This window comes from Georgenia yuyongxinii (assembly GCF_006352065.1).
Lineage (GTDB): Bacteria > Actinomycetota > Actinomycetes > Actinomycetales > Actinomycetaceae > Georgenia > Georgenia yuyongxinii.
In genome coordinates, this window is record NZ_CP040915.1 from 4094626 (window position 1) to 4120431 (window position 25806).

General features: G+C 72.8%; 24 protein-coding genes, 3 pseudogenes and 2 riboswitches. Of the genes and pseudogenes, 9 read left to right on the forward strand and 18 right to left on the reverse strand.

Features of this window, described 5'->3' with window-relative positions; all coding sequences use genetic code 11:
• Nucleotides 1-28: 28 nt before the first annotated feature.
• Nucleotides 29-772: a hypothetical protein gene (locus FE374_RS18660; RefSeq protein WP_139931033.1), complete on the reverse strand. Its 744-nt coding sequence runs from the start codon at nt 770-772 to the stop codon at nt 29-31.
• Between the two features lie 135 nt (nt 773-907).
• Nucleotides 908-984, reverse strand: a riboswitch (cobalamin riboswitch).
• 116 nt (nt 985-1100) lie between these two features.
• On the opposite strand from FE374_RS18660, the gene FE374_RS18665 reads away from it, so the two are divergent.
• Complete coding sequence (locus FE374_RS18665; protein ID WP_223173587.1) at nt 1101-1655, forward strand: cob(I)yrinic acid a,c-diamide adenosyltransferase; 555 nt, start codon at nt 1101-1103, stop codon at nt 1653-1655.
• Between the two features lie 249 nt (nt 1656-1904).
• A riboswitch (cyclic di-AMP (ydaO/yuaA leader) is annotated at nt 1905-2055 on the forward strand.
• Nucleotides 2052-2822: a C40 family peptidase gene (locus tag FE374_RS19340; RefSeq protein ID WP_168205764.1), complete on the forward strand. Its 771-nt coding sequence runs from the start codon at nt 2052-2054 to the stop codon at nt 2820-2822. It overlaps the preceding riboswitch by 4 nt.
• Here the strand turns inward: FE374_RS19340 and FE374_RS18680 are convergent.
• From FE374_RS18680 to FE374_RS18690, 3 genes are all read right to left on the reverse strand, one after another.
• Nucleotides 2806-5001 carry a heavy metal translocating P-type ATPase gene (locus tag FE374_RS18680; protein ID WP_139931037.1) on the reverse strand — a complete coding sequence of 732 codons (2196 nt, stop codon included), beginning with the start codon at nt 4999-5001 and terminating at the stop codon, nt 2806-2808. The two genes, FE374_RS19340 and FE374_RS18680, sit on opposite strands and share 17 nt — an antisense overlap.
• A gap of 114 nt (nt 5002-5115) precedes the next feature.
• Nucleotides 5116-6372 carry a sensor histidine kinase gene (locus tag FE374_RS18685; RefSeq protein ID WP_139931039.1) on the reverse strand — a complete coding sequence of 419 codons (1257 nt, stop codon included), beginning with the start codon at nt 6370-6372 and terminating at the stop codon, nt 5116-5118.
• Complete coding sequence (locus FE374_RS18690; RefSeq protein ID WP_139931041.1) at nt 6369-7025, reverse strand: response regulator; 657 nt, start codon at nt 7023-7025, stop codon at nt 6369-6371. Before FE374_RS18690 ends, FE374_RS18685 begins: the two co-directional genes overlap by 4 nt.
• Before the next feature lie 151 nt (nt 7026-7176).
• Between FE374_RS18690 and FE374_RS18695 the strand changes: the two genes are divergently transcribed.
• Nucleotides 7177-8397, forward strand: a complete 1221-nt coding sequence (locus FE374_RS18695; RefSeq protein ID WP_139931043.1) for a heparan-alpha-glucosaminide N-acetyltransferase domain-containing protein — start codon at nt 7177-7179, stop codon at nt 8395-8397.
• A gap of 33 nt (nt 8398-8430) precedes the next feature.
• On the opposite strand, the gene FE374_RS19610 is transcribed toward FE374_RS18695, so the two are convergent.
• From FE374_RS19610 to FE374_RS18715, 4 genes and pseudogenes are all read right to left on the reverse strand, one after another.
• Nucleotides 8431-8778, reverse strand: coding sequence for a hypothetical protein (locus tag FE374_RS19610; RefSeq protein WP_223173588.1), 348 nt, complete (start codon nt 8776-8778; stop codon nt 8431-8433).
• Between the two features lie 209 nt (nt 8779-8987).
• Nucleotides 8988-9788 (reverse strand): annotated as a pseudogene (locus FE374_RS18705) (slipin family protein); the annotation flags it as partial.
• Nucleotides 9785-10567 (reverse strand): hypothetical protein, encoded by a 783-nt coding sequence (locus tag FE374_RS18710; RefSeq protein ID WP_179957335.1) that lies wholly within the window; start codon nt 10565-10567, stop codon nt 9785-9787. The gene FE374_RS18710 and the pseudogene FE374_RS18705, both read right to left, overlap by 4 nt.
• Nucleotides 10567-12957 carry a nitric-oxide reductase large subunit gene (locus FE374_RS18715; protein WP_139931713.1) on the reverse strand — a complete coding sequence of 797 codons (2391 nt, stop codon included), beginning with the start codon at nt 12955-12957 and terminating at the stop codon, nt 10567-10569. The genes FE374_RS18710 and FE374_RS18715 overlap by 1 nt, the downstream gene beginning before the upstream one ends.
• A gap of 401 nt (nt 12958-13358) precedes the next feature.
• On the opposite strand from FE374_RS18715, the gene FE374_RS18720 reads away from it, so the two are divergent.
• Nucleotides 13359-13916 carry a TetR/AcrR family transcriptional regulator gene (locus tag FE374_RS18720; protein ID WP_139931045.1) on the forward strand — a complete coding sequence of 186 codons (558 nt, stop codon included), beginning with the start codon at nt 13359-13361 and terminating at the stop codon, nt 13914-13916.
• Nucleotides 13917-14016: 100 nt separating this feature from the next.
• On the opposite strand, the gene FE374_RS18725 is transcribed toward FE374_RS18720, so the two are convergent.
• From FE374_RS18725 to FE374_RS18745, 5 genes are all read right to left on the reverse strand, one after another.
• A complete protein-coding gene (locus tag FE374_RS18725; protein ID WP_139931048.1) occupies nt 14017-14469 on the reverse strand; it encodes a SufE family protein in 453 nt (150 codons plus the stop codon).
• The gene (locus FE374_RS18730) at nt 14466-15365 is read right to left on the reverse strand and encodes a sulfurtransferase (RefSeq protein WP_139931050.1); all 900 of its coding nucleotides are present in this window, start codon (nt 15363-15365) and stop codon (nt 14466-14468) included. The genes FE374_RS18725 and FE374_RS18730 overlap by 4 nt, the downstream gene beginning before the upstream one ends.
• An 86-nt stretch (nt 15366-15451) precedes the next feature.
• Nucleotides 15452-16294, reverse strand: a complete 843-nt coding sequence (locus FE374_RS18735; RefSeq protein ID WP_139931052.1) for an aldo/keto reductase — start codon at nt 16292-16294, stop codon at nt 15452-15454.
• A 121-nt stretch (nt 16295-16415) separates the two neighbouring features.
• Complete coding sequence (locus FE374_RS18740) at nt 16416-17105, reverse strand: aspartate/glutamate racemase family protein (protein WP_139931054.1); 690 nt, start codon at nt 17103-17105, stop codon at nt 16416-16418.
• 4 nt (nt 17106-17109) lie between these two features.
• Nucleotides 17110-18096 carry an ornithine cyclodeaminase family protein gene (locus FE374_RS18745; protein WP_223173590.1) on the reverse strand — a complete coding sequence of 329 codons (987 nt, stop codon included), beginning with the start codon at nt 18094-18096 and terminating at the stop codon, nt 17110-17112.
• Between the two features lie 197 nt (nt 18097-18293).
• Between FE374_RS18745 and thiD the strand changes: the two genes are divergently transcribed.
• The 3 genes from thiD to FE374_RS18760 all read left to right on the forward strand — a co-directional run bounded on the left by thiD (nt 18294) and on the right by FE374_RS18760 (nt 21139).
• Nucleotides 18294-19094 carry a bifunctional hydroxymethylpyrimidine kinase/phosphomethylpyrimidine kinase gene (gene thiD, locus FE374_RS18750; RefSeq protein WP_139931056.1) on the forward strand — a complete coding sequence of 267 codons (801 nt, stop codon included), beginning with the start codon at nt 18294-18296 and terminating at the stop codon, nt 19092-19094.
• A gap of 258 nt (nt 19095-19352) precedes the next feature.
• The gene (locus FE374_RS18755; protein ID WP_139931058.1) at nt 19353-19790 is read left to right on the forward strand and encodes a YciI family protein; all 438 of its coding nucleotides are present in this window, start codon (nt 19353-19355) and stop codon (nt 19788-19790) included.
• A 62-nt stretch (nt 19791-19852) separates the two neighbouring features.
• A complete protein-coding gene (locus FE374_RS18760; RefSeq protein WP_223173591.1) occupies nt 19853-21139 on the forward strand; it encodes an RNA polymerase sigma factor in 1287 nt (428 codons plus the stop codon).
• Nucleotides 21140-21163: 24 nt separating this feature from the next.
• Here FE374_RS18760 and FE374_RS18765 read toward each other — a convergent pair whose 3' ends face one another.
• Complete coding sequence (locus tag FE374_RS18765; RefSeq protein ID WP_139931060.1) at nt 21164-21523, reverse strand: hypothetical protein; 360 nt, start codon at nt 21521-21523, stop codon at nt 21164-21166.
• Between the two features lie 90 nt (nt 21524-21613).
• On the opposite strand from FE374_RS18765, the pseudogene FE374_RS20435 reads away from it, so the two are divergent.
• Nucleotides 21614-22221: pseudogene (locus FE374_RS20435) on the forward strand (alpha/beta fold hydrolase).
• A gap of 36 nt (nt 22222-22257) precedes the next feature.
• Here FE374_RS20435 and FE374_RS18775 read toward each other — a convergent pair.
• The 4 genes and pseudogenes from FE374_RS18775 to FE374_RS20145 all read right to left on the reverse strand — a co-directional run.
• A pseudogene (locus FE374_RS18775) lies at nt 22258-22554 on the reverse strand (DUF4180 domain-containing protein); the annotation flags it as partial.
• Between the two features lie 88 nt (nt 22555-22642).
• Entirely contained in the window at nt 22643-24301 is a 1659-nt protein-coding gene (locus FE374_RS18780) for an FAD-dependent oxidoreductase (RefSeq protein WP_139931062.1), read from the reverse strand.
• A 162-nt stretch (nt 24302-24463) separates the two neighbouring features.
• Entirely contained in the window at nt 24464-24790 is a 327-nt protein-coding gene (locus FE374_RS18785; protein WP_330998427.1) for a type II toxin-antitoxin system PemK/MazF family toxin, read from the reverse strand.
• Between the two features lie 3 nt (nt 24791-24793).
• On the reverse strand, nt 24794-25027 hold the full coding sequence (locus FE374_RS20145) for a ribbon-helix-helix domain-containing protein (RefSeq protein ID WP_139931064.1): 234 nt from the start codon (nt 25025-25027) through the stop codon (nt 24794-24796).
• A gap of 142 nt (nt 25028-25169) precedes the next feature.
• Here FE374_RS20145 and FE374_RS18795 point away from each other — a divergent pair, with 142 nt between their 5' ends.
• Nucleotides 25170-25790, forward strand: coding sequence for a GyrI-like domain-containing protein (locus tag FE374_RS18795; RefSeq protein ID WP_139931066.1), 621 nt, complete (start codon nt 25170-25172; stop codon nt 25788-25790).
• Nucleotides 25791-25806 lie beyond the last annotated feature (16 nt).

Sequence of the window (25806 nt, forward strand, 5' to 3'; positions counted from 1 at the left end):
GCCACCCGCCCGCCGTCGTCGTCTCGGCTCAGGCCCGACGTCGCCGGGCGACCACGCCCGCGACGACCAGCAGGACCACGGCCCCGGCGAGCGCGGCGACGGTGCCCCGGTTCGTGCCGGCGTCGTCCGAGGTGCCCGCCGCGGTGGTCGCCTCGGCGGGGGTCGCGTCGTCGGCGGCCGTCACCTCCGAGGGTGCGGGCGGCTCGGCGCCGTCCTGCGCCGTGGCCCCGGCGGCGGCCACCACCTCGGCCGGGGTGGCGCCGGGGGCGGTGGCACCGTCGTTGTAGCGCCAGCCCTCGAAGGTGCCCGGTGCCGGGTCCGCGGTGTCGGCGCCTTCGGTGCGGGCGGTCCACTCCCCCGCGGGCTCGGCCGACCAGTATGCCCAGTACCTGCCGTCGAACTCCGTGGGGCACGGGTCGGGCAGGCCGGCGATGGCGCAGATCATGCCCGGCTGGGAGTCGGTGGCGGGAAAGCCCGCCGCCTCGAGGGCCTCACGGCCGGTCGCGGGATCACCGGTGGCACAGCCGACCTCCAGCTCGCCGCCGAGATCGGTCAGGTCGACGACGACGCTGACCCCCTCCCCGGCCGCGCAGGCGCCCGCAGAGGTGGCGCCGGGCGGGGCCGAGGCGGTCACCGGTGCCGCAGCTGCGGCGAGCGCCGGCGCCGGTGCGGCCGCGAGTGCCGGCGCGGCACCTAGCGCGGGAGCGAGCAACCCGGTCGCGGCCAGTGCCGCGAGGATCCCGCGGTGCGCTCGGGTGGTGGTCGATGTCATGCACGTGCCTCTCGGGTGCGGTCGGGGACGCCCCGGCACCTGGCACCCGGCCCCGGCGCACGCCGGACGGCCGCGGGCACACGGCTCCGGGCTCGTCCGCAGACCTCGACGGATGGAGCCTTCTCGCCCCGGCCAGGCATCCCGGCTCGCCGGGGCGATAAGGCCGCCCGGCCTACGGTTGCGGGTCAGCGCCGGAATTCGACCGGCTTCCCCTGGGTCAGGACTGTCTGTTCTGTTGTTGAGCAGCTATCTTCCCCCATCTGCGTGGCTCAGCGGTATTCGGTCCCACCGTCCGCCCGGCGCGGGGAAGAGTGCCATGCTGCGTCGGGTGAGCCCCACGATCTACACCCGAACCGGCGACGACGGGACCACCGGCATGTTCCTCGGTGGCCGAGTGTCCAAGGCGGACGCGCTTGTGGACGCCGGCGGCGACGTCGACGAGGCCGTGGCCGTCCTCGGCGTGGCGCGCGCGGCCTGCGGCGACCAGTCCTTGGCCGAGGAGGTGCTCCGGTTGCAGCGTGAGCTGTTCGTGGTGGGCGCTGATCTTGCCACCCACCCGGAGCGGCGGCACCACCTGACCGACGGCGTCTCTCGGGTCACCGACGACATGGTCACCCGCCTGGAGGCCCTCATCGACGCCCTGGTCGTCGAACGTCCGCTGCGCCCGGTGTTCGTGGTGCCCGGCGCCACCGCGTCCGGGGCCGCCCTGGACCACGCGCGAACCGTGGTGCGCCGGGCGGAACGTCACGCGGTGGGCGCCCGCGCGGCCGGTCACGCGGTCAGTGCCGTGGCACTGACCTACCTCAACCGGGCCTCGGACCTTCTCTTCGTGCTGGCTCGACGGGCCGCGGGCGAGGTGGACGAACCACCGAGCCACGAGTGATCCGGCGTACCCCTACTGACGCAAAAGGTCCGATTTTTGTTGACAAGTGCTGCTGTGCGGGTGCTCGCGGCCGGGACAAAGGTCCCCTGAAAGCACGTCCAACGGGTGGTGACAGGTGCCGCCGTCGTGACCAATCGGTGACACGCGTTATTCGGCCGTAACTTTCCGCACTGAAGTTCCGGTAATGTCATGCCTGCTTCGGGCACTACCCGTCCCGAAGTCTCCGGGTGGAGTCCGAACCCTGCCGCCACCCGGGGTCGTACAAACCCGCGGCGGGGACGGGGGAACCAGTGTTCGCGGCCCGCAAGGGCCTTGGGGTGAAGTGCGGCCAGGACGGCGCACCGGGCGATCTCCTGCCCGAACCCGACAGCTCACCCCGGAGGAACTGGAGAGTCGATGAGCACCAGCACCACCGCGCGGCACCGCCGGGCCTGCCGTCCCTCGACGCCGCTGACCGAGCTCGGTCAGCGCATGGGTCCGGGCGCACGACGGGGTCTGGCCACCGTCGCCTCCTCCGGCCTGGTCCTGACCATTGCCGCCTCCTCGGCCACCGCCGCCGGCTCGGAGTCCACCGCGCTGCCGCGGGTCGACATCTCCGCCGCCGCCGCCGAGGCCGTCACCGCGATGATCACCACCCCCAGTGTCGTGGCCCCGGCCGACGTCACGTGGAGCGTGGAGACGCTCGAGGCGGTCGCCAAGGCCCCCCGCGTCGTCACCGTCGCGGTGGAACGCCCGGCCGCCGCCGCGTCCCGCTCCGGCGAGCGTCCGGCACTGGCCGAGGCCACCGAGACCGCCGCCGCCACCGAGGCGGCCCCCGCACCGGCACCGGCCGCCTCCGCGAGCGCGATCGTCAACTACGCCCGCCAGTTCGTCGGCACGCCGTACGTCTACGGCGGCGTCACCCCGGCAGGGTTCGACTGCTCCGGCTTCACCCAGTATGTCTTCGCCAACGTCGGCATCAGTCTGCCGCGCTCCTCCAGCGCCCAGGCCAACGCGGGCACGCGGGTCTCGGCCGCCGAGGCCCAGGCGGGCGACCTCGTCTGGTGGCCGGGCCACGTGGGCATCTACACCGGCAACGGCAACCACATCGCCGCCCGCCAGCCGGGTACCGCCCTGTACGAGGGTGCGATCCCGCACTCCAGCCCGGTGTTCATCCGGATCGGCTGACGCCCGACCGACCTTCACGGCGGCCCGCACCACTCGGTGCGGGCCGCCGTCGTCGTGGTGGCTCCGTCGTCGTGGCTCCGGGACTGAGGTCGAGTCGGCGCAGGAGCTGGGCGTTGGCGGCGACGACGATCGTCGAGACGGACATCAGGAGCGCGCCCACCTCCATGGGCAGGACGAACCCGACCGGGGCGAGCACGCCCGCGGCGAGCGGCACGGCGGCGAGGTTGTACCCGGCGGCCCACCACAGGTTCTGCTTCATCTTCCGGTACCCGGCGCGCGAGAGCTGGATGACCGACAGGACGGAGCGGGGGTCGTCGGAGGCGAGGACGACGCCGGCGGACGCGATCGCGACGTCGGTCCCGGCCCCGATGGCGATGCCGACGTCGGCCTGCGCGAGGGCCGGGGCATCGTTGACGCCGTCGCCGACCATCGCCACGGTGCGGCCCTGACGCTGCAGCTCGAGGACCTTCTCGCTCTTGTGCTCCGGCCGCACCCCCGCGAAGACCTGGTCGATGTCGAGCTCGGCCGCCACGGCTCGGGCCACCGGCTCGGCGTCGCCGGTGATCATGGCGACGTGGACGCCCAGTGCGTGCAGGGCGGCGACCGCCTCGCGCGACTCCTGACGGACCTCGTCCTCCAGGGCCAGCGCCCCGGCGACCTGCCCGTCGAGCAGGACGTGCAGGACGGTCGCGCCCCGGTCGGACCAGGCGGCGGTCTGCGGCAACGGGGCAAGGCCGTTCTCGGCAAGCAGGTTGGGCCCGCCGACGGCCACCCGTCGCCCGTGCACGACGGCACTGACGCCGACCGCGGTCGAGGCGGAGAAGTCGCTCGCGCGGGGCACGTCGAGAACACGGTCGACGGCCGCCGCGGTGATGGCGCGGGCCAGCGGGTGCTCGCTGTCGGCCTCGGCGGCGCCGGCCATGGCGAGGAGCTCGGCCTCGTCGAGACCTGTCGTGACGACGTCGTGCAGGGCGGGCGCGCCCGTGGTCAGGGTGCCGGTCTTGTCGAACAGGACCGCGTCGACGGTGCGCATCCGCTCCAGGGCAGCCCGCTCCTTGACCAGGACGCCCCCCTTCGCGGCGCGCTCGGTGGAGATCGAGACCACCAGCGGGATCGCCAGGCCCAGGGCGTGGGGGCACGCGATGACCAGGACCGTGATCGCCCGGATGATCGCGAAGTCAGGACTGCCGACAACGGACCAGATCGCGACCGTGATGGCGGCGGCCGTCAGGGCGAACCAGAACAGCCAGCCGGCCGCCTTGTCGGCGAGAAGCTGGGCGCGGGTGGTGGAGCCCTGGGCCTCGGCGACGAGTCGCTGGATGCCGGCCAGCGCTGTCGCCTCGCCCACGGCGTCGACCCTGACGCGCAGGGCGTTGTCGGTGGCGACGGTGCCGGCGACGACGTGGTCGCCGAGGCGGCGCCGGACGGGTCGGGACTCACCGGTGATCATCGACTCGTCGACGTCCACGGCACCCTCCACGACCTCCCCGTCGGCCGGGATCCGACCGCCGGGGCGGACGATGACGACGTCGCCGAGCCGGAGCTCCGATGGTGCGATGGTGACGACCCGGTCGCCCTCGACGCGTTCGGCCTGGTCGGGCAGCAGCGCGGCGAGGGAGTCCAGTGCCGAGGATGTCTGGGCGAGCGAGCGCATCTCGAGCCAGTGGCCGAGGAGCATGATGACCACCAGGAGTGCGAGCTCCCACCAGAAGTCCAGCTCCGGGGAGAGCAGGCCGAGGGTGGCGCCCCAGGAGGCGACGAACGCGACGGTGATCGCCATGCCGATCAGGAGCATCATTCCCGGCTTGCGTGCCCTGACCTCCGAGACAGCGCCGCTAAGGAACGGCCGCCCGCCCCACACATAGATGACGGTCCCCAGCACCGGCGCAACGAGGCTCAGCCCGGACAGGTCGGGGAGCGAATAGCCCACGATCGAGGCGAACATGTCGCTGAGCAGCACGGTCGGGACTGCGAGCGCGAGCATGATCCAGAACAGCCGGCGGAACATCCCGACGTGATCACCGTGGCCATGGCCTGAGTGGTTCGCGTGACCGGCGTGACCGACGCCCGCCGCATGCTCGGCGTGTGCCTCGCTGATGGGTTGCGCACCGGCGGGGTTCTCCCCCTCGCCTCTCGCGTGGGGGCCGGACGGCCCATCCTGTACGTGCGGAGCCCTCATTCCCCGCCCCTTCCGTCGCCTCACCACCACGATACCCCCTGGGGGTATAGGATCGCAGTCGTGGCGACCCCCGGCACTCGCCTCGCCGCGACACGAGCCGCCCGCTGCGCGGGATCAGTGCCCGGGCCGCTCAGGCCCACGATGTTCGGCGCCGGCGCCGCCGACGGCGGACTGCCTCTCGGCCGGGTCGGCGCCCGCCGAGGCCGGATCGACCCCCTCCACGACGGCGTCGGGCAGGACGGCGCGGATGAGGAACCCGCCGTCCGGGGTGGGGCCCGCCCACAGGGTGCCGCCGAGCAGCTCGGCGCGCTCGCGCAGCCCGACCAGGCCGTGACCGCTCTCCGGCAAGGGTGCCGGGGGCTCGCCCGCGGACGGGCCGTTGCGCACAGTGACGAGGAGTCCCGTGCCGTGCGGAGAGGCCTGCACACTCACGGACGCGCCGGGGGCGTGCTTGCCGACGTTGGTCAGCCCCTCCTGCACGGTGCGGTAGGCGGCCCGCTCGGTCGGCTCGGCCCAGGATCGGCCCGCCACCGCCGAGAGGTCCACCGCCACGTCCAGCCCGGACTCGCGCACGAGCCGGGGAATGTCGGTCAGCCGCGGCTGCGGGGCCAGATCCACCGGCGCGCCGCCGGTGGCGCGCAGCACGCCGATCATCCGCCGCAGCTCGTCCAGGGTGCGCACGCTCAGCTCGCGGATGGTGCCGGCGGTCTCGCGGGTCGTCTCGTCCGGAGCGGTGACCCGCAGCGCGCCGGCCTGCACGGCGATCAGGCTCACCTGGTGGGAGACGACGTCGTGCATCTCGCGGGCGAGGCGGGCCCGCTCATCGGCGAGCGCACGCTCGGCCTGCAGGTGCTCCTCCCGGGCTCGGCCGGCGGTGAGCTGTGCGAGCTGGTCCGCCAGCACCCGCCGGGTGCGGCTGAGCAGGCCCAGGCCGAGCGGCGCACCCACGTAGACGATCGTGTACACGAGGCCGAGCAGCTCACGGGAGCTGACACGTAAGTCGAACCGGGTGATCGGCCAGGGCAGGTAGTACCCGGCGGCGGTCAGGACGGCGCACACCACCAACGGCGTGCGCGCCCGGTCCCGGGCCGCCACGGTGTACAGCGCCACCACGGGGGCGACGAGCACGTAGGCGACCCAGAGCGCCGGCATCGTCAACGCGAAAGCGACGTACGGCCAACGACGGCGGACGGCGAGCCCGAGTCCGGCGACCACCGACAGCATGAGGGGATAGCCGCCCTCGCGGGCCGAGCTGAACACGGCGTCGGCCAGGGCCAGGGCAACCAGTCCGGCGTCGACCAGGACCTGCTTGACCGGTGTGCTCAGCGCCGGCTTGAGCGGCGTGCCGAGTGCCTTGAACGGCGTGCTCATCGCTCCGGCGCCGTCTGCGCGAGGCCGGCGTCGCGCGCGAGCACGGCCGCCTGGACCCGGTTCGCCACCGCGAGCTTGGTCAGCACGGCACTGACGTGGTCCTTCACCGTCGCGGGGCTGAGGTGGAGACGGGCGGCGATGTCGGCGTTGGGCAGGCCCCGCCCGATGAGGGCGAGCACCTCCCGTTCGCGCGGGGTCATCGTCGCGATCCGGGCGCGCACGGGCCCGGGGGTGCTGGCGCTGAGGTAGCCACCGATGACGGCGTCGGTGACCTTCGGCGAGAGGATCTTGCCCCCGGCCGCCAGGACCCGGACGGCATGGACGAGCTGCTCGGGCTCGGTGTCCTTGAGCAGGAAGCCGGCAGCGCCCAGGCCCAGGGCCTGGGCCACGTAGTCCTCGGTGTCGAACGTCGTGAGCATGGCCACGGCGGGCGGCTGCGGGCGTGCGACGAGGGCCCGCAGCACGGTGAGGCCGTCCACCTCGGGCATGCGCAGGTCCAGCAGGACGACGTGGGGGTGGTGGCGGTCGGCCTCCTCCACAGCGTGCACGCCGTCGCAGGTGGCGACCACCTCCAGGTCGGCCGCCGAGCTCAGGATCAGGCGCAGGCCGGAACGCACGAGGCCTTCGTCGTCGACGACCATCACGCGGATCACGGGCTGCCTCCCTCACGCCGTGGCCATGATCCCGCAGAAACCCCGCCGACGGGCGGGAAGGAGCCGGTAGTCCGCGCCCCCGCCGGTCGGCGGGGGTGCGCGCCGCCCGCCGGGGGATGTGCCGCGGCCGGAGGAGGTCCACGCTGGTGCCATGACCAGCACTGCGAAGACGGCGCCTGCCCGCACGGCGCCGGCACGGCCGCGGCTGGTCGGTGTCGACGCCACCCGCGGCGTCGCCCTGCTGGGCATGATGGCGGTGCACTCGCTCTGGGCGGTCGACGCCGCTGGCAACGAGACCTGGACCTACGCCCTCTCCGCCGGACGCGCGGCGGCCACGTTCGCCGTCCTCGCCGGCGTGGGCGTCGCGTTCATGACCGGCCGGCGGCAGGTCGGCCGGGCGGCCTTCCGGGGCGTCGCGGCGATGCTCGCTACGCGGGCGCTGGCGATCGGTCTGATCGGGCTCGCCCTGGGCTTCGCCGACTCTGACGTCACCGACGTCATCCTGGCGGCATACGCGGTGCTGTTCCTGCTGGCCATCCCGCTCGTGCTGCTGCCCACACGCACGCTGGTCGTGCTGGGGGCGGCGATCATGCTGCTGGTCCCGGTCGTCAGCCACCTCGTGCGCCCGGCGCTGCCGATGCCCACCGGGGCGAACCCGTCCTTCGCGATGCTGTTCACCAACCCGGCCGGGCTCCTCGGCGAGCTGACCCTGACCGGGGTCTACCCGGCGCTTCCGTGGCTGGCGTACCTGTGTGCGGGGCTGGCGATCGGCCGCCTCCACCTCTCCGCCCCCCGCGTCGCGCGGGGCCTGCTGCTCGGTGGTGCGGTTGCCGCCCTGGTCGGTTGGGGCCTCTCCCGCGTGCTGCTGGGCCCGGTCGGCGGGGCGGACGCGCTGTACGCCACCGCCCCGGCCGCGGGTCTCAGCCCCGACGACGTCACCGAGATCCTCGTGTGGGGCGGCAGCGGGACCACGCCGACGACCACCTGGTGGTGGCTCGCGGTCGACGCCCCGCACACGGCGACACCGTTGGACCTGCTCCACACCGGCGGCTGCGCCGTCGCGCTGCTCGGCGCGCTCCTGCTGGTCGCGGGCGTGCGCTCACCGGGCGTGCGGCTGGCGATCGCCCCGCTGGCCGCGGCGGGGAGCATGACGCTGACGCTGTACTCGGCGCACGTGGTGTTCCTCAGCTCCCCTCTGGACGTGCTGCCGGCCGTGCCCGGTTACCTGGCGCAGGTGGCGGCGGTGCTCGTCGTGGCCGTGCTGTGGCGCCGGGCGCGTGGACGCGGACCACTCGAGGCGCTCGTGGCTACGGCGGCCCGGCGCGCCCGCGAGGCCGTCACCCGGCCGACACCGCGGGTGCTGCCGCACTGACCACCGATCGACGCCTCCCCACCGAACGACGCGTCACCGCCCCCGGTTCGCGCGCAATAGGCGCAACCCGCCCACGAAGGCGACCACCGCCCCGACGCCGCCGAGCACCAAGCCGGCCCACAGCCACAGGTAGATCGGGTCGACGGCGGCGGTGTCGGTAGGCGCGCCCGCCATCGTCCCCCCGAGGAAGCCGAACAGCGGCGCGAGGACGGCTAGGACGGCGCCCAGGACGACGGCGCGTAGGCCGTGGTTCGAGCGAGCCGGCCGGTCGGTCCAGGGCTCGGCTGCTGCGGCGGTGGTCTGTCCGGTGCGGTTCGTTGCCGCCGAGTGCGGGGTCGATCCCGGGGGTGTCGTCGACGCCGAGGGCGTGGTCTCGTTCATGGGTGACCCCTTTCTGGGCGCTCCCGACCATCATGTGCCCGATGAGGTGCGGTCGCCGCCGCGGGCTGCGGTCCAGGCGTCGCCACCGGCTCAGGTGGCGGCGTCGGCTCAGGTGGCGGCGTCGGCTCAGGTGGCGGCGTCGGCTCAGGTGGCGGCGTCGGCTCAGGTGGCGGCGTCGGACTTTGCTCGGGCGACGCGGCTGGCCGCGCCGGCCGGTGGTGCCCGTTGCCCTGGGCGCCGGCGAACGTGTCCATCAGCTGCGGAAGCTTGCCGAGGAACGGGCCGATGATGTCGATCGGGAGCGGGAAGACGACGGTGGAGTTCTGGTCCGCGCCGAGCTCGAGCAGGGTCTGCAGGTAGCGCAGCTGCAGCGAGGCGGGACTGCGGCTGAGGGTGTCGGCGGCCTGCCGCAGCTCCTCCGAGGCCTGCAGCTCGCCACGGGCGTTGATGATCTTGGCGCGGCGCTCACGCTCGGCCTCGGCCTCGCGCGCCATCGCCCGCTGCATCGCCTCGGGGATTTCCACGTCCTTGATCTCCACCACCTGCACGTGCACGCCCCACGGCTCGGTCTGGGCGTCGATGCTGCGCGCGAGATCCTCGTTCAGGTCGGCGCGGTGGGCGAGCAGCGTGTCCAGGTCCGCCCGGCCCACCACCGAGCGCAGCGTGGTCTGGGCGATCTGAGAGGTGGCGACTGCGTGGTTCTCCACCTCCATCACCGACCGCACCGGGTCGGTGACCTTGAACAGGACGACGGCGTTGACCCGGGCGGGCACGTTGTCCTTGGTGATGACCTCCTGCGGCGGGATGGTCAGGGTGACCACCCGCAGGTCCACCCGCACCAGCTTGTCCACGCCGGGGAAGATCAGGCGCACGCCGGGCGTCAGCGGCGGGCGTAGCCGGCCCAGCCGAAACGCCACCCCGCGCTGGTACTCACGCAGCACCTTCACGGACGTGGCCAGCACCACCACGGCCACCACGAGGACGACCGCCACCACCACCTGCCAGGTCATCGCTTCCCCCTTCTGCTCCAGCCGCCGGGGACCTCGCCGTCCGGCGCGGTCTCGAACGCGCCCCACCGGGTGGTGAAGGCGTCGCGGTCGGCCCGCTCGGGGGCCATGGGCACGTCCGGCCGGCGGGTGCGGAGCTGCACGGGGACGGGCCCGGCGGTGCGCCGGTCGCTGCGGTACCCGGTCCGCCGGCGCGTCTCCCGAGCAGATGCCACCTCCCGGGCGGCGACCGTGTCGTCCAGGGTCACCACGGGCACGCCGTCGGGGAACCCGGCGGGGCTGCGGTGCAGGTGGGACCACAACGGCCAGCTGCCCGCCGCGATGACGACCACGGCCGCGCCGAGCACCAGCAGCTCGGACACGGTGCGACCGCCGATCATCATGGCCGCGGGCCACATCGCACCGAGGACGACGACGGTGCAGGCGACTGCCCGGTGGAACCGCTCGGCCTCCGAGCTGGGCCACGGGTCGACGTTGCGGCTGATTTCCCGGCCGTGCTCCGACGCCGTGCAGGTGGCCTTGACAGGGCAGGCGTTGCACACGGCCGGGCTGCCCCGGTACCGCATGACCCGGTTGCCCGGGTCGAAGGACTGCGGCCACAGCCACTGGTCCTCCGGGCACAGCCAGGCGTCGTGGTCCGCGTGGTAGGTGAAGGCGCCCGAGCGCCATGCCGTCGTGCGGGTCGCGGTGCGCCGGGCGAGGGCGTCGATCCCGTGGGCCACCGCCAGGAGGAAGACCCCGTAGCCGGCGGCGAGCCACACGAGGATGCCCACGTCACCCATCAGGTGCCCCCTCCGCCGTCGCGCCCCGGCCCGCCCGCCCCGGTGGCGCCGTCGTCGCGGCGGTCGGAGCCGTACCGCGGCCGCGCCTCGGCGATGGTCTCGCCGACCACGGCGCCGCGCTCGTTGACGACGGCGGTGACCGGCTGCTCCTCGACGAACAGCGCCTCCTGGGGCACCTCGAGCGTGGTGGACGGGATGCGGTGGCGCACCCCCAGCCATGTGATCCACAGGAACGGCAGCACCCCGCCGATGATCATCACGAGGTCGCCGGGCATCCGCAGCCACTCCAGGACGGCGTTGCCGGGCTGGGTGATGAAGTTCAGCGAGCGGGCCTCGAAGTAGCCGTCGTTGACGGAGTACCACAGCTGGATGACCCCCAGGGGCAGCAGCGTCGCGAACATCATCCACGCCAGCCCCAGGTTGAGGGACCAGAAGGAGATCTTGGCGAGCCGGTCGGGCCACTTCTCGGGCGGGATGAGGTAGCGCAGCGCGAAGAGCCCCAGGCCGACAGCCATCATCCCGTACACGCCCATCATCGCGCCGTGGGCATGGTTGGCCGTCAGGGCGGTGCCGATCTGGAAGTAGGACACGATCGGCAGGTTGATGAGGAACCCGAACACACCGGCGCCGAGGAAGTTCCAGAAGCCCACGGCCACGAGGAACATCACCGCCCAGCGATGCGGGAAGGGCGCGGAGCTGCGGAACTCCTGTCGCGAGCCCAGCTGGAGGAAGCTCCAGGCCTCGATGGTGAGGAACGTCAGCGGGATGATCTCCAGGGCGGAGAAGAAGGCGCCGAGGGCCATGTGCTCCACGGGGGTGCCGGAGAAGTACAGGTGGTGCATGGTCCCGATGACGCCACCGGCGGAGTAGAGGATGACGTCGAGGAAGATCACCTGCATGGCGATCTTCCGGCGGACCACGCCGAGCATCACGAAGATGTAGGCGACCATCACCGTGGTGAACAGCTCGAGGAAGTCCTCGACCCACAGGTGCACCACCCAGAAGCGCCAGAAGTCCGCGACGGTCAGGTGAGTCTGGTTGCCGGCGAGCAGGCCGACGGCGTAGAAGCCCGGGATGGCCAGGCCGGCGTAGAAGAACAGCCACGGCAGGTTGCCCCGGTGCTCCGTCTTCAGGCGGGCCCGGATCGCGCGCCAGATGATGGCGATCCACAGGAACATGCCGATCACGAGCAGCCCCTGCCAGATCTTGGGCAGGTCGAGGTACTCCCACTGCTGGTCCCACAGCGGCGAGCCGGCGACGGCCTTGACGCCGAAGATGCTCATGGCCTCCCCGACGAACGAGCCGGCGATGACCAGCGCCACGGCACCGAGCAGCCCGTAGGCCAGCCAGTGCTGCTTCTTCGGCTCGCGCCCGGAGATGTAGGGCGCGATGAAGATCCCGGCGGCCAGGAACGACGCCGCCGGCCACAGCACCGCGAGCTGCACGTGCCACGTCCGGGCGAGGTTGTACGGCAGCACCCGGGCGAGGTCGAGGCCAAAGAAGTCGGACAGCTCGGCGCGGTAGTGCTCGATGGCACCGCCCAGGAGCGTCTGACCGAGGAAGAGCAGCGCGACGACGAAGAAGAACCATGCGGTCGCCCGCTGGGCGGGGGTGACCGCCACCTCCCCGGGCTGCTTGAACGACAGCGCCGGCGCCTCCGTGCTGTGCCAGCCGACGTTGCGGCTCCACCGCCCGTAGAGCGCGAAGAGGGCGCCGACGCCGACCAGCAGCGCGGTCAGGGACAGCCCGCTCCACACGAGGATGTCCGCGGTGGGCCCGTTGGCCACCCGAGGCTCGGGCGGCCAGTTGTTGGTGTAGGAGTAGTCGTGCCCGGGCCGCTCGGCCGCGGCCGCCCACGCCGTCCACGCGAAGAAGGACGTGAGGGCGTGGATGTCGTCGGAGTCGGTGATCGCGTCGGGGATGAGGCCGTACTGCGTGGTGGGCGAGCCGAAGAAGTCGGCGTAGTGCTGCTGGACGGCGTCGAAGGCCTGGACCTGCAGGTCGGTGAACACCAGGGTGCCGGTCGCCTCGTCGTAGCGGTTCGTGCGGAACATCTCGACCAGCTCGTCGCTGGGATCCTGCGCGCCGGCGGCGCGCAGCTCGTCCTCCACGAAGGTGGCCGAGCGGCGCAGGTAGTCCGCGGTGTAGTCGGGCCCGAGGTAGCCGCCGTGGCCGACGATGGAGCCGTACTGCTGCAGGCCGCGGCGCAGGAAGATCGCCTGGCCGGTGCTGATGTCCTCACCGGTGAAGACGACCTGCCCGTCCTCGCCGACCACCTGCTCGGGCAGCGGCATCGAGTCGGTGTAGGTGCGCAGGGCCAGCAGGCCCATGACGAAGAAGCCGAAGAGCATCACCAGGGCCACGCCCTGGATCCATCCCTTGGAGACCATCAGCTCCGAGCGCTGACGGCCGGTGTTGGGCGCGAGCTGGACCACGGCACTTCCCCTCCAGGAGTCCCCCGGAGCGGAGCCACGCAGAAATCTGGCGGGCGTCGGTCTCGAACCTCGCGGCGCTCGTCACGCGGTCCCTGCCGACAACCGCGTCGGCGCTGGTAGGGGGCGAGTTCTTCAGGTTGTGGTGCGCGCACCGCGAACGTAGCGCAAAGGCTGGTGGGCGGGAAGTGGAAGAATTCCGGGGAAAGTCGCCTGCCGGACCGCGTGCGCGGCCCGATCGGCCCGTTTCCAGCGCTGCCAAGCGGTATTCGGACGTTCCTTGGCAGGAAGGTGCCGTGGCTGGTTCCGGCCGCGTCCTGACCATCCTGCCGCACCGGGATGATCCGATAATTTCGGACATGACCAAGACGAAGAGGGCGGCGGACCCGCGCCCGCGGCGCACCATCGGGGCGCTGCAGCGCGCGCTGGTGGAGCTCACGCAGACCGGCCCGCCCAGCACGATCGACATCACCGAGCTGTGCCGCGTGGCGGGGGTGCACCGGACCACGTTCTACAAGCACTTCACCGACGTCTCCGAGCTCGCCGGCACCGTGGTGGAGGACCTGCTCGATCACATCGACTCGGCGCCGGCGCCCGGCAGCTACCGCACGTGGCTCGGCGAGCTGCTCGAGCACGTAGCCGAGCGGCGCGCCGTCTACGCCCCGGTCCTCGGCCGGGACGGCGACCCGGCCGTGGTGAGGCGCGTGTGCGACCGGCTCGTGCACCGCACCGCCCAGCTGCTCGGCGACGGCGACCCCTGCCCGCACCGCGACGAAGCGTTCTGCCGCACCCTCGCGTTCGCCGCGTACGGGCTCATCGAGGCCGTGATCGCCGATGAGAACCTCGACGGCCCGGCCTCCGTCGACGCCACGGTGGCTCGGCTCCCCGGGGCGCTCCGTCGGGAAGACGCCGCCTAGGTGTACTGCCCTCGGTAGCCCGGCGCCACGACCGGCTCCGGCGCTCCGGCGACGGGCGGCGCGTGCGGCTACGCGGCTACGCGGCTACGCGGCTACGCGGCTACGCGGCGATCTTCTCCCGCACCTGGCGTTTGATGCGGCCCAGCATCCCGGCCATGCCGCGCAGCCGCAGCGGGCTGACCACCTCGGCCAGCCCCAGCTGGTTGTAGACGTCCGATGGCACGGCGAGGAGCACTTCAGCGGTGAGCCCGTCGAGCCCCTCGTGGAGGATCCCGGCGAACCCGCGCGTGGTGGGCGACTCCTCCGGCGCTGAGAAGTACAGATGCACGGTGGCGTCATCCCCGGTGCCCTCGACCTCCGTGAGCAGGAAGATCGGCGACTGACACTCCGGGACCGGCTCGAGCAGCTCGGGGTGGTCGGCGTACCGCTCGGGCAGGGCGGGCAGACCACGGCTGAACTCCAGCAGCAGCTGCAGCCGGTCCGCCGGGGCCAGCGCCTCGAAGTCGGCGATGATCTCGGCGAACGACGCCGGCATGTGTGTGGCCGTGCTCATCGCCCCGGCACCTCGCCCGGCTCCAGGCCGGTGGCGATGGGCGCCCGGACCGCGTTGCCCCACTCCGTCCAGGAGCCGTCGTAGTTGCGGACGTCCGGGAAGCCGAGCAGGTGCTGGAGCACGAACCAGGTGTGGCTGGAGCGCTCCCCGATCCGGCAGTAGGCGACCACCGGCTCGGCGGGGTCCAGGCCCTGCTCCTGCTGGTAGATCACCGCGAGGTCGTCGCGGGCCTTGAACGTGCCGTCCTCGTTGGCCGCCCGCGCCCACGGCACGGACTTTGCCCCCGGGATGTGCCCGCCGCGGAGGGTGCCCTCCTGGGGGTAGTCCGGCATGTGGGTGCGCTCGCCGCTGAACTCCTGGGGCGAGCGCACGTCGACGAGCTGCCCGCCGAGGAACTCCATGACGTCGTCCTTGAACGCGCGGATGCCCGTGTCGTCCCGGGGCATCTCCGGATAGTCAGTGGGCGTGGGGCTGACGGTGTCGGTGGTCATCGGGCGGCCCTCGGCCTGCCACTTGGCGCGGCCGCCGTCGAGCAGGCGCACGTCCGGGTGCCCGAAGAGGGTGAACACCCACATGGCGTAGGCGGCCCACCAGTTGCTCTTGTCGCCGTAGATCACCACGGTGGTCTCGCGCGTGATGCCCTTGGCGGCCATCAGCCGCGCGAAGCCGGCGCCGTCGACGTAGTCGCGGGTGACGGGGTCGTTGAGGTCGAGGTGCCAGTCCACCTTCACCGCGCCGGGGATGTGCCCGGTCTCGTACAGCAGCACGTCCTCGTCGCTCTCGACGACGACGAGGCCCTCGTCACCGAGGTGGTCGGCGAGCCAGCGGGTGCTCACCAGGCGCTCGGGGTGCGCGTAACCCGCGAACTTGGGGTCGTCGTCGTGGGGCAGGGCCATGGGGTACGTCCGTCCTTCGCTCGGGTGCTGGTCCGATCCTCTCATCCACGGCCGGTGGTCAGCGGTTGGCGGTCACCGGTCAGAGGTCAGCGGACCTGGCTGAATGCCGCGACCGCGGGGTCGGCGCCGATCCGGGCGGCCGAGTCGAGCGCGGTGATGGCCGCCACCTCCTCATCGGTGAGCGCGAAGCCGAACAGGTCGATGTTGGCCGCGATGCGCTCTGCGGTCACCGACTTGGGGATGACGATGCGGCCCTGCTGAACATGCCAGCGCAGCACCACCTGCGCCGGGGTCACACCGTGTGCGGCGGCGATCCGGGTGACCGGTGCGGCGTGGAGGTCCGCCCCCTGCCCGAGCGGTGAGTAGGCCTCGACGGCGGCGCCGGCCTGACCGGTGGCGTCGAGGGTGTCGCGCTGCTGGAACGTGGGGTGCACCTCGACCTGGTTGACGGCGGGCGCGACGTCGGCCTCGGCCAGGAGCCGGCGCAGGTGCTCGGGCAGGAAGTTGGACACCCCGATGGCGCGGACCGCGCCGTCGGCGAGCAGCTTCTCCAGGGCCCGCCAGGTCTCGACGTACCGGTCCTTCGACGGCACGGGCCAGTGGATGAGGTACAGGTCGACCACGTCCACGCTCAGGGCGGTGCGTGAGGCGTCGAACGCGCGCAGCGCGGCGTCGTACCCCTGATCCCCGTTGCGCAGCTTGGTGGTGACGAAGAGGTCATCCCGGGGAACCCCCGTAGCCCGCAGCGCGGCACCCACGCCGGCCTCGTTGTAGTAGGCGGCGGCGGTGTCGACGTGGCGGTAGCCGGCTTCCAGCGCGCCCTCGACCACTCGCTGCGTGGTCTCCGCGGGGATCTGGAAGACGCCGAGACCCACCTGAGGGATCTCGACGCCGTTGTTGAGCGTGATGGCGGGAACGGTGAGGGTCATGCCTCCATCCTTACCGCCTGCCGCCCACATCCCGCGCACCGAGCCCGCGTGTCCGCGGGTCGAGACGGCAAAGGCTCCGAGGGCGCGAGAGCCGCCCGGGTCAGTCCGGGGCGCCGCCCGCTCACTCGAGGGCGAGCTCGGCTGCGCGAAGCGCGTGGGCACGCATGGAGTCGACCAGCGGCAGCGGGCTGTCCTCCGGGCTGAGGAGGAGCTCCAGCTCGGTGCACGCCAGCACGACGGCGTCCGCGCCCTCACCGGCGAAGCCGTCGAGCACCCCGCGCACCATCTGACGGGACGCGTCGGTGACCACACCCTGGGTGAGCTCGTCGAAGATCACCCGGTCGACCAGCTCCCGCTCCGCCGGGCCGGGCACGATGCAGGTGACGCCGTGCCTGGCGAGCCGGTCGGCGTAGAAGGACTCCGCCATCACCCATCGCGTGCCGAGCAGCCCGAGCCTGCGGTGACCCGCGGCGACCGCAGCGGCGCCCACGGCGTCGGCGATGTGCAGCAGGGGGACGTCGACCGCCGCCTCCACCGGATCGGCGACCTTGTGCATGAGGTTCGTGGCGATCAGCACCACCTCGGCCCCGGCGCCCTCGAGCCGGCGGGCGGCGTCCGCGAGCAGCTCACCGGCACCGTCCCAGTCCTCCCGCAGCTGCAGGCCGCGCACCTCGTCGAAGTCGAGCGAGCACAGCAGCAGCCGGGCGGAGTGGTGCCCGCCGAGGCGGCGCTGCACCTCGGTGTTGATGACCTTGTAGTACTCGGCGGTGGAGTACCAGCTCATCCCGCCGATCAGGCCGATGGTGCGCATGTTCCTACCTCCCGGTGATCCGGCAGAAGATCTCGGCGGCGACCACGAGGTCCTGCCAGGGCATCCCGGTGCCCTTGAACAGGCGCGGCCCCTGGACGGGCAGGTGTGCCCGGCTGGTGACGACGTCGGCGAGGGTGACCAGGCGGTCCGGGGTCAGCACGCCGGCGGCGACCGGCATCACGATGTCCCCCGCCTCGCGCAAGGTGCTGGCGCGCGACTCGACCACCACCGCGGCGCGGGCGACCAGGGCGTCGTCGGTCTCCCGGGCGTCGGGGAAGTGCGAGCCCATGGCGACGACGACGGCGTCGTCCTTGACCAGGGCGCCGTCGAACAGCGGGGTCGTGGCGCTGGTGCAGCAGCAGACGATGTCCGCGTGCGCCACGGCATCGGGGTCCCCCGGGGCCGCGGTCCGCACGGGCAGGCCGGCGGCGGCGACCTCGACGGCGAGGGCGTCCACCCGCCGGGGGCTCCGCCCCACGAGGGTGACCTCGGCGATCTCACGGACGGCGGCCATGGCCGCGACGTGCGCGCGGGCCTGGGGGCCGGTGCCGAACACCGTGAGCCGGGCCGGGCCGGTGGCCGTGTCGGGGGTGAGGTGGCGCACCGCGAGCGCGGAGGTGGCCGGAGTACGCAGGTTGGTCAGGGCGATGCCGTCCACGACGGCGGCCGGGCGCTGATCCTCGCCCTCGAACAGCAGGTAGGCGCCCTGGATGAGCGGGAGGCCACGGGCCGGGTTCTCGGGCGTGCTCGAGAGGAGCTTGACCCCGGCGAACGCGCCGAGGGTGGACGGCATGATCAGCAGCTCCCCGGCGGCCGTGGTCAGCCGGGAGCGGGGCGCGTCCCGCTCGGGGTCGAGCCCGCCGCGCAGGGCGGCCTCGAGGGCATCGATTGCGTCGCGCACCGAGGTGGTCGCGGCCACGTCCGCCGCGGAGACCAGGGTCATGCCGGCGAACGTCACGTGCGCGGGCGGTGCGGTGACGGCGTCGGACATCGGTGCTCTCCTCCCGGTGCGCCCGGTGAGGCGCGTGCGCCGCCGGCGACGCGGACGCACCCCAACCGTCTCACGTACCGGGCCGTGGGACGGTACGGGCCGGCCGCCGCGGTGGCCGGGGACGTAATCTGAACGGTCGGTCACCGATACGTCGGTCACCACCCCGCAGACGGACGCACACGACGGAAGGACGCCCCGTGGTCAACCTTGCCTATGTCATCGCCGGCTCGGAGGCGACCGGTGGCGCCGGGATCCAGGTGGACCTCAAGACGTTCCAGCAGCTCGGTGTCTACGGGGTCGGCACGCTGACGTGCATCGTCTCCTTCGACCCCAAGAACGGCTGGACGCACCGGTTCGTCCCCGTCCCGCCGGAGGTCATCGCGGACCAGATCGAGGCCGCCACCACGGCGCACGCGCTCGACGTGGTCAAGATCGGCATGCTCGGCACCCCCGCGACCATCGACGTCGTCGCCGAGGGCCTGCGCACCCAGCCGTGGCGCCACGTGGTGCTGGACCCGGTGCTCATCTGCAAGGGTCAGGAGCCCGGCGCGGCCCTGGACACCGACAACGCGTTGCGCGAGCAGGTGCTCCCGCTGGCGACGGTCGTGACGCCGAACCTGTTCGAGGCCCGCACGCTCGCCGGCATGGACACCATCGCGTCGGTGGAGGACCTCACCGAGGCCGCGCGCCGGATCCACGCGCTCGGCCCGGCGTACGTGCTGGCCAAGGGCGGCGTGGAGCTGCCCGGCGACGACGCCGTGGACGTGCTCTTCGACGGCGAGGAGGTGACGGTCTTCTCCGCGCCGAAGGTGGGCCAGGCGCGGGTCTCGGGTGCGGGCTGCACCCTGGCGGCGGCGGTGACCGCGGAGCTGGCCAAGGGCGCGGACGTGCGCTCCGCCGTCGGCCTGGCGAAGGACTTCGTCACGGCGGGCATCAAGGGCCGGGTCGCGGCGAACACCCCGTTCGATACCGTGTGGCAGGGCGCCTACGCCGGCTGACGGCACGGCGGCCCGCCTCCTGAGGTGCCGGCATCGGCGGCCGGGCTGCTCGCCGTGGTGAGTGGCCTGCCGTGGGTGCTGCGGGAGCGACGCGTGCTGCCGTTGCAGGGTGGGGGCCCGGTTCCGGGCCCACGCTTCCCACCACCGTGCCCGGACCGGCAGAGTCAGGTCCGGGGCGTGTCGAGATCCGCGTTCCCCGTTCGACGTAGGAGTGCACAGGCCCCACAGCCGGGGCAACCACGACACGAGGAGCACGTCATGCGCGTGATGGTCATGATTCAGGGCACCGGCGCCGACGAGGCGAAGATCGGCCCCACCGAGGAGATGCTCGCCGCGATGGGCGCGTACAACGAGCGGCTGGTCAAAGCCGGCATCATGCTCGACGGGCAGGGCCTGCGGCCCACCTCGGACGGTGCCCGGGTGGTGTTCGAGGGCGGCACGACCTCCGTGGTCGACGGCCCGTTCACCGAGGCCAAGGAGCTCATCGCCGGGTACTGGATCTGGCAGGTGCGCAGCCTGGAGGAGGCCGTCGAGTGGGCCCGGCGCTGCCCCGCCGACCCCGGTGGTCTGCGGCAGGTCCTGGAGATCCGCCCGATCTTCGAGATGGACGACTTCGGCGAGGAGTACACCCCCGAGCTGCGCGCGCGTGACGAGCGGCTCGCCGCCGAGATCAAGGCTCAGCACCCCGGCGCCTGACGGTGGGGCGCGGGGCGTGCTCGCCCCGCGCCTCGCCGGTCGCCAGGAAAGGAGATCGAGGCGTGGTCGACGCGCGGCGCACCGTGGAGGCGGTCTGGCGGATCGAGTCCCCCCGGCTCATCGGCGCGCTCACCCGCCTGGTGCGCGACGTCGGGCTCGCCGAGCAGCTCGCCCAGGACGCCTTCGTGCTGGCCCTGGAGCAGTGGCCGAAAGACGGCGTGCCACGGAACCCGGGCGCCTGGCTCATGGCGACCGCCAAGCACAAGGGCATCGACCTGGTGCGCCGGGAGAGGTCCCAGGACGCCAAGTACGCCCAGGTGGCCGCGGACCTGTCGGTGTCGGGTGCAGGCACCGCTCCTCCACCCGACGCGGTCGCTGCGGAGGCGGTGCGCGACGATCTCCTCGCCCTGGTGTTCGTCGCGTGCCACCCGGTGCTGCCGCGCGAGTCCCGGGTGGCCCTCACCCTGCGCCTGCTGGCCGGGCTGAGCACCGAGGAGATCGCCCGCGCCTTCCTCGTGCCCACCGCGACGACGGCGCAGCGCATCTCACGGGCCAAGCGGACCTTGGCCGAGGCCGGGGTGCCGTTCGAGGTGCCTCAGGAGGACGAGCTGCCCGCCCGGCTCTCCGCCGTCCTGGAGGTGGTGTACCTCCTGTTCAACGAGGGCTACGCGGCGACGTCCGGGGAGGCGTGGATCCGCGCGGACCTCGCGCAGGAGGCGATGCGCCTGGGCCGGGTGCTCGCCGGGCTGCTGCCGCGCGAGCCGGAGGTGCACGCGCTGGTGGCACTCATGGAGCTGCAGGCGTCCCGGTTCCGCGCGCGGACCGGCCCTGGCGGCGAGCCGGTGCTGCTGGCCGACCAGGACCGGTCCCGCTGGGATCGCACGCTCATCACCCACGGGCTGGCCGCGCTCACGTGTGCCACCGACCTGCACCGGCCGCTCGGCCCGTACGCGGTGCAGGCGGCCATCGCGGCGTGCCATGCCCGCGCGCCACGATTCGAGGACACCGACTGGGAGGGCATCGTCGCGCTGTACGACGCCCTCGCCCAGCTGGCACCCTCGCCGGTGGTGGACCTCAACCGGGCGGTCGCCGTCCTGCATGCCGACGGCCCGGCGGCCGCGCTGGAGGCGATCGATGCCATCGCGGACCACCCGAGGCTGGCTCGCTACCACCTGCTCGGTGCCGTCCGGGCGGACGTGCTCGCCCGGCTGGGCCGGCGTACCGAGGCGGCCGAGGAGCTGGAGCGGGCCGCCGGGCTGGCCCCCACCCAGCGCGAGCGCCGGCTGCTGCACGAGCGGGCCGCGGCGCTGACGACGGGCCTGGCGGCGGGAGCGGACCGCGAGCCCTGACGCCTGGCGGAGAACGGGTTCGTGTCAGCCGGCATGGAGCCGCGCCGCCAGCGCTCGCTCGGCCTCGGTGAGCACGCCGGTCGCGGTGCGGCGCACCTGCCAGGTGGTCACCGTGCCGTCCGGGCCGCGCAGCCGGCCGGCCGCGAGCGCGGTCTCGATGCGCCGCCGAACCTCGTCCTCGTGCCCGGGCTCGGTGACGAACACGGTACGGACGCGCAGGTCGACGCCGTCGGGCAGGACGGCGGTGTGGTGCGGGGCGAGCGGGCACGGCGGCTCGTGGTCCCAGTGGCCGCAGAGCGCGACGGTGATGGCGGCGCCGGGGGCGCGGGTGTCGGTGTCCGGTGCCAGGACCAGGACGGCCTCGTGGACGAAGGGCTCTCGCACCACCACAGTCTTCCCGCTCTTGAGCGCGTCCACGCCTTGGTGGCCCGGGCCGCGGCTGCGGGCTCACCGGCCCGCCGCTACCCTCCCGGTGTGCACGAGACGGACGTGGCGGTGACGGACGGGCGCACGCTTCATGTGTACGACGCCGGCGCGTCGTCCCCGCTGCCCGGGCGGGACGTCGCGTCGGCGGCCGACGACGTCGCGCGGATCACCGACGCACTCGGCCTGGACCGTTTCGCCGTCATCGGGCACTCCGGCGGTGCGCCGCATGCGCTCGCCTGCGGGGCGTTGCTGAGCGACCGGGTGCTGGGCGTGGTCGGCGTCGCCGCGGGTTCACCGCGGCCGACGAGGCCGCGCTGTCCGGGGAGTGGGCGTGGTTCCTCGACGTCGTACGCCCTGCCGTCGCCGCGGGTCCGGCCGGGCTTATCGACGACGACCTGGCGTACGTGGGCCCCTGGGGGTTCGATGTCGCCGGGATCGCCGTGCCGGTCCTGCTCCTCCACGGCGAGGACGACACGGTGGTGCCGGTCTCTCACGCCAGGTGGAACGCGCGCCGCATCCCGGGGGCAGAGCTCTGGGTTCGCCCGGACGCCGGGCACATCTCCGTCCTCGACGGCGGAGCCGCCGCCCTGGCGTGGCTGGCGGAGGTCGACGAACGCACGCCGGACCGCCGCAAACGGGGACCAGCCGCCCCGTGAGGAAGCGGGAGCCGGGTCAGGGGTCAGCCGGTCCGCGAGCTCGCGCGGGTGGTCGAGGAACCAGACGTGGGAGCCGCGGTTGGACTCGCGGACGAAGTCCCCCAGCGCCTCGCTGGCGGTGACGTGCGCCGAGATGTCCCCGAGGACCGCCAGGCGCATGCGGTAGTGGTCGAAGAACTCCGGGGCGAGCCGGTCGGCCGGCACGGTGACCAGCTCGGCGCCACCGGCCCAGGCCTCGCCGATGACGTCGAGCGCGTCCTGGGCCGCGCGGATGAGCGGCCCGGCCTCGGGCAGGTGCAGGACGACGGTGCCGTTGACGGTCTCCAGGGTCATGCCTCGCGACCCTACGCATCACAGACGCCGCCGGGCCAGGACATTGCTCCGCATGCGGCCGGCCTCGCCAGCTGGAGTCCCACCTCACCTACGAAGCGGCGAGAAGCCTGTGGACCTGCTGGATCGCGATCGACCCCTCCCCGACGGCGGACGCCACCCGCTTGACGGCCCCGTGCCGGACGTCCCCGGCCGCGAAGACGCCGGGCATGCTCGTCTCGAGCGCCAACGGGCGGCGCCCCAGCGCCACCGATGCCCGGGCGCTCAGGTCTGCGCCGGTCACGACGAAACCGTCGGAGTCCCGTTCCACGGTCGACGGCAGCCACTGCGTGTGTGGCTGCGCCCCGATCATGAGGAACAGGTCGTGCGCCTCGACCGTCTCCGCCCCGCCGTGGCGATCACGCAGCACGAGGTGCGCGAGCCAGCCGTCTCCACCGCCGTCGACCACCTCGGTGCCGGTCCGGACCGCGACGTTCGGCGTCGCCTCGATCTGGCGCACCAGGTAGTGCGACATCCCCGCGGCGAGGGACCCCGCGCGGATCACGAGAGTGACGCGGCGCGCGTACTCGGCCAGGTGGAGGGCCGCCTGCCCCGCGGAGTTGGCGCCGCCGACGACGTAGACCTCCTCCCCGGAGACGAGCGGCGCCTCGGCGGCGGCCGCACCGTAGAAGACGCCGGCACCGCGCAACGCCTCCAGGGCGGCGACGTCGAGGTGGCGGTAGGCGGCTCCCATGGCGAGGACGACCGTACGTCCGGCTGCGACGCCTCCGGTGGCCAGGCTGAGGACGGTCCGGCCCGACTCCCAGCGCAGGGAGCTGACGCGTTGCATCAAGGCGAACCGGGCCCCGAAGACCCACGCCTGCTCGTAGGCCCGCCGGGCGAGCTCGCCGCCGCTGAGGCCGCGGGGGAAGCCGAGGTAGTTGCGGATCGAGGAGCTGGATGTGGCCTGCCCCCCGATGCCGCCTGCGTCGATGACCAGGGTGCGCAGGCCCTCCGAGGCGCCGTACACCGCGGCGGACAGGCCGGCGGGTCCGCAGCCGACGATGACGAGGTCGTGCTCCTCCCCATCGGCGTCGACGGTCGTGCCGGCCGCTACTGCGATCTCCGCGTCGCTGGGATCCTCCAGAACCCGCCCGTCGGGCAGCACCATGAGCGGCAGCCTCGTGCTCGCACCGGCCGCTGCGAGCAGGGAACGCCCCTTCTCGGAGTCGGCCAGGTGGAAGCGGTGCGGCATCGCACAGCGGCCGAGCACCTCGCGCAGCTCGTAGGCGCGCCCGGACCACGTCTCGCCGATGACGTCGATCGTGTGGGGCGCGCTGTGGCGGGCCTCGGCCCAGGTGTGCAGGAAACCCGAGACGGCCTGGTGGAACTGCTCGTCCGGCGGTGCTGCCGGTCGGACCAGGTAGTGGTCCATGTGTCCGGTGGCGATCGCCTCGAAGACCGCTTCACCGGTCGCGAGCACCCCGACGTGGGACCAGCCGACCAGCAGTGCTCGCCGGGCGTGCGGGAAGAACCGGTGCACCTCCGCGAGCAGTCGCGTGCCGGGCTCGCCCGCGAGGGTCTCGCCCGCGAGCACGAGGGCGACCTCCTCGCCGTCGGCCACGAGCTCCTCGAGAGCGCCGAGCGCCTGGTTCCGCGAGCGCAGACAGATGACGCGGTAGTCGCGCTCGTACCGGTTGCGGAGCTCACGCTCGACGGCGTGCAGCAGGCCGGGGTCGTCGTCGACCGCGATCAGCAGCGGGCCGCTCATGGCTGCTGGTCGTGGTGCCGGGCACGTCCCACCCACACGCGTCAGATCGTAGGAGGGGAGGCCCGGCGGCGCCAGGGTGGGTCACCGGGCCGGTCTCACATCGTCAGCACCGCGTACGAGACTCGATAGGCGCCTGCCTTGCATCGGGATCGTGGCGGCAAGTCAGGCGCGGTCCGCGCGAAGCAGTGGCAAGTCGAGGTCATATGCCAGCACGACGGCCCGGGCGAGCTGCTTCTCCTGGTCTGCGGTCAAGAAGCCGATCGTGCGTCCGACCAGTTGCGAGGGGACGGTGACGACGTTGTCGAGCGAGGCCACGCACTCGTGGTCGAGTCCGTTGTGCGGGCCCAGCCGGACCTCGCTAGTCAGGCCCTTGATGGTGGAGGTGACGGGTGCGACAGTGACCTTGGTCATTGCCGAGCGGGCTGCTTCACGAGTGAGCACGACGGCTGGTCGGGCCTTGTCGAGGTGCATCAGGCAGATCTCATGCACGGCTCACTCCTCGAGGTCGACCCGGCCTACGGTCCAGTTCACGAGTGGATCGAGGTCGTCCGCCGGTCCCTTCTCTCGAAGACTGGCAGCGTCCTGCTCTGCGAGGAGCAGCCGCATCTCGCGCTCCAGGGCGCTGGCAACCAGGCTGGCACGACTCGTGGCCTTGCCGGAGGCCACGGCTCGGTCGAGGAAGGCGACCATCTCGTCGGGGAGCCGGACGGCGATCTGGGTGCTCACAACTCCATGATACCGGCGTGAATCCCAAGTTGGTATGCTCTGGCGGCTCAGGCATGGTGGTCAGGCGTGGCCCCCTACGGAGCCCAAAACGGCCGCCAAGGATCGGGCCGGTTGACCGTCACCGAGGCAGGAGACGTCCCTTGTGAAGGCCGACCTCAAGAAAGAGATCGCCACCTACACCGCTCCGCACGGACGGTTCGCGATCGTGACCGTGCCCGCGTTGCAGTTCCTCATGATCGATGGGCACGGCGACCCCAACACGTCCCAGGTGTACGAGGACGCCGTGACGACGATCTTTCCGGTCGCCTACAAGCTGAAGTTCCTCAGCAAGGGCGACCTGGGTCGTGACTATTCGGTGATGCCGCTCGAAGCCCTCTGGTGGTCCGACGACATGGCATCCTTCACCAGCGCCCGGGACAAGTCGCGCTGGGACTGGACGCTGATGAACCTGGTCCCCGCCTGGATCACGCCAGCACACCTCGCCACCGCATGCGGGACGGTCGCTCGCAAGGGCGGCGCGCTGCTGCTCGAGGACGTCCGCCTCGAACGCCTCGACGAGGGCCTGAGCGTGCAAACCCTCCACGTGGGTCCGTACGACGACGAAGCGCCGGTCCTCGACGCGATGCACAACGAGTTCATACCCGCCCATTCCCTGCGCATGACCGGGAAGCATCACGAGATCTACCTCAGCGACTTCCGCCGCACGCCGGCGAGCAAGCTCAAGACGATCCTGCGTCAGCCCGTCGGGGGTGCCGGCGCGTAGGCGCCCGATCGACAGC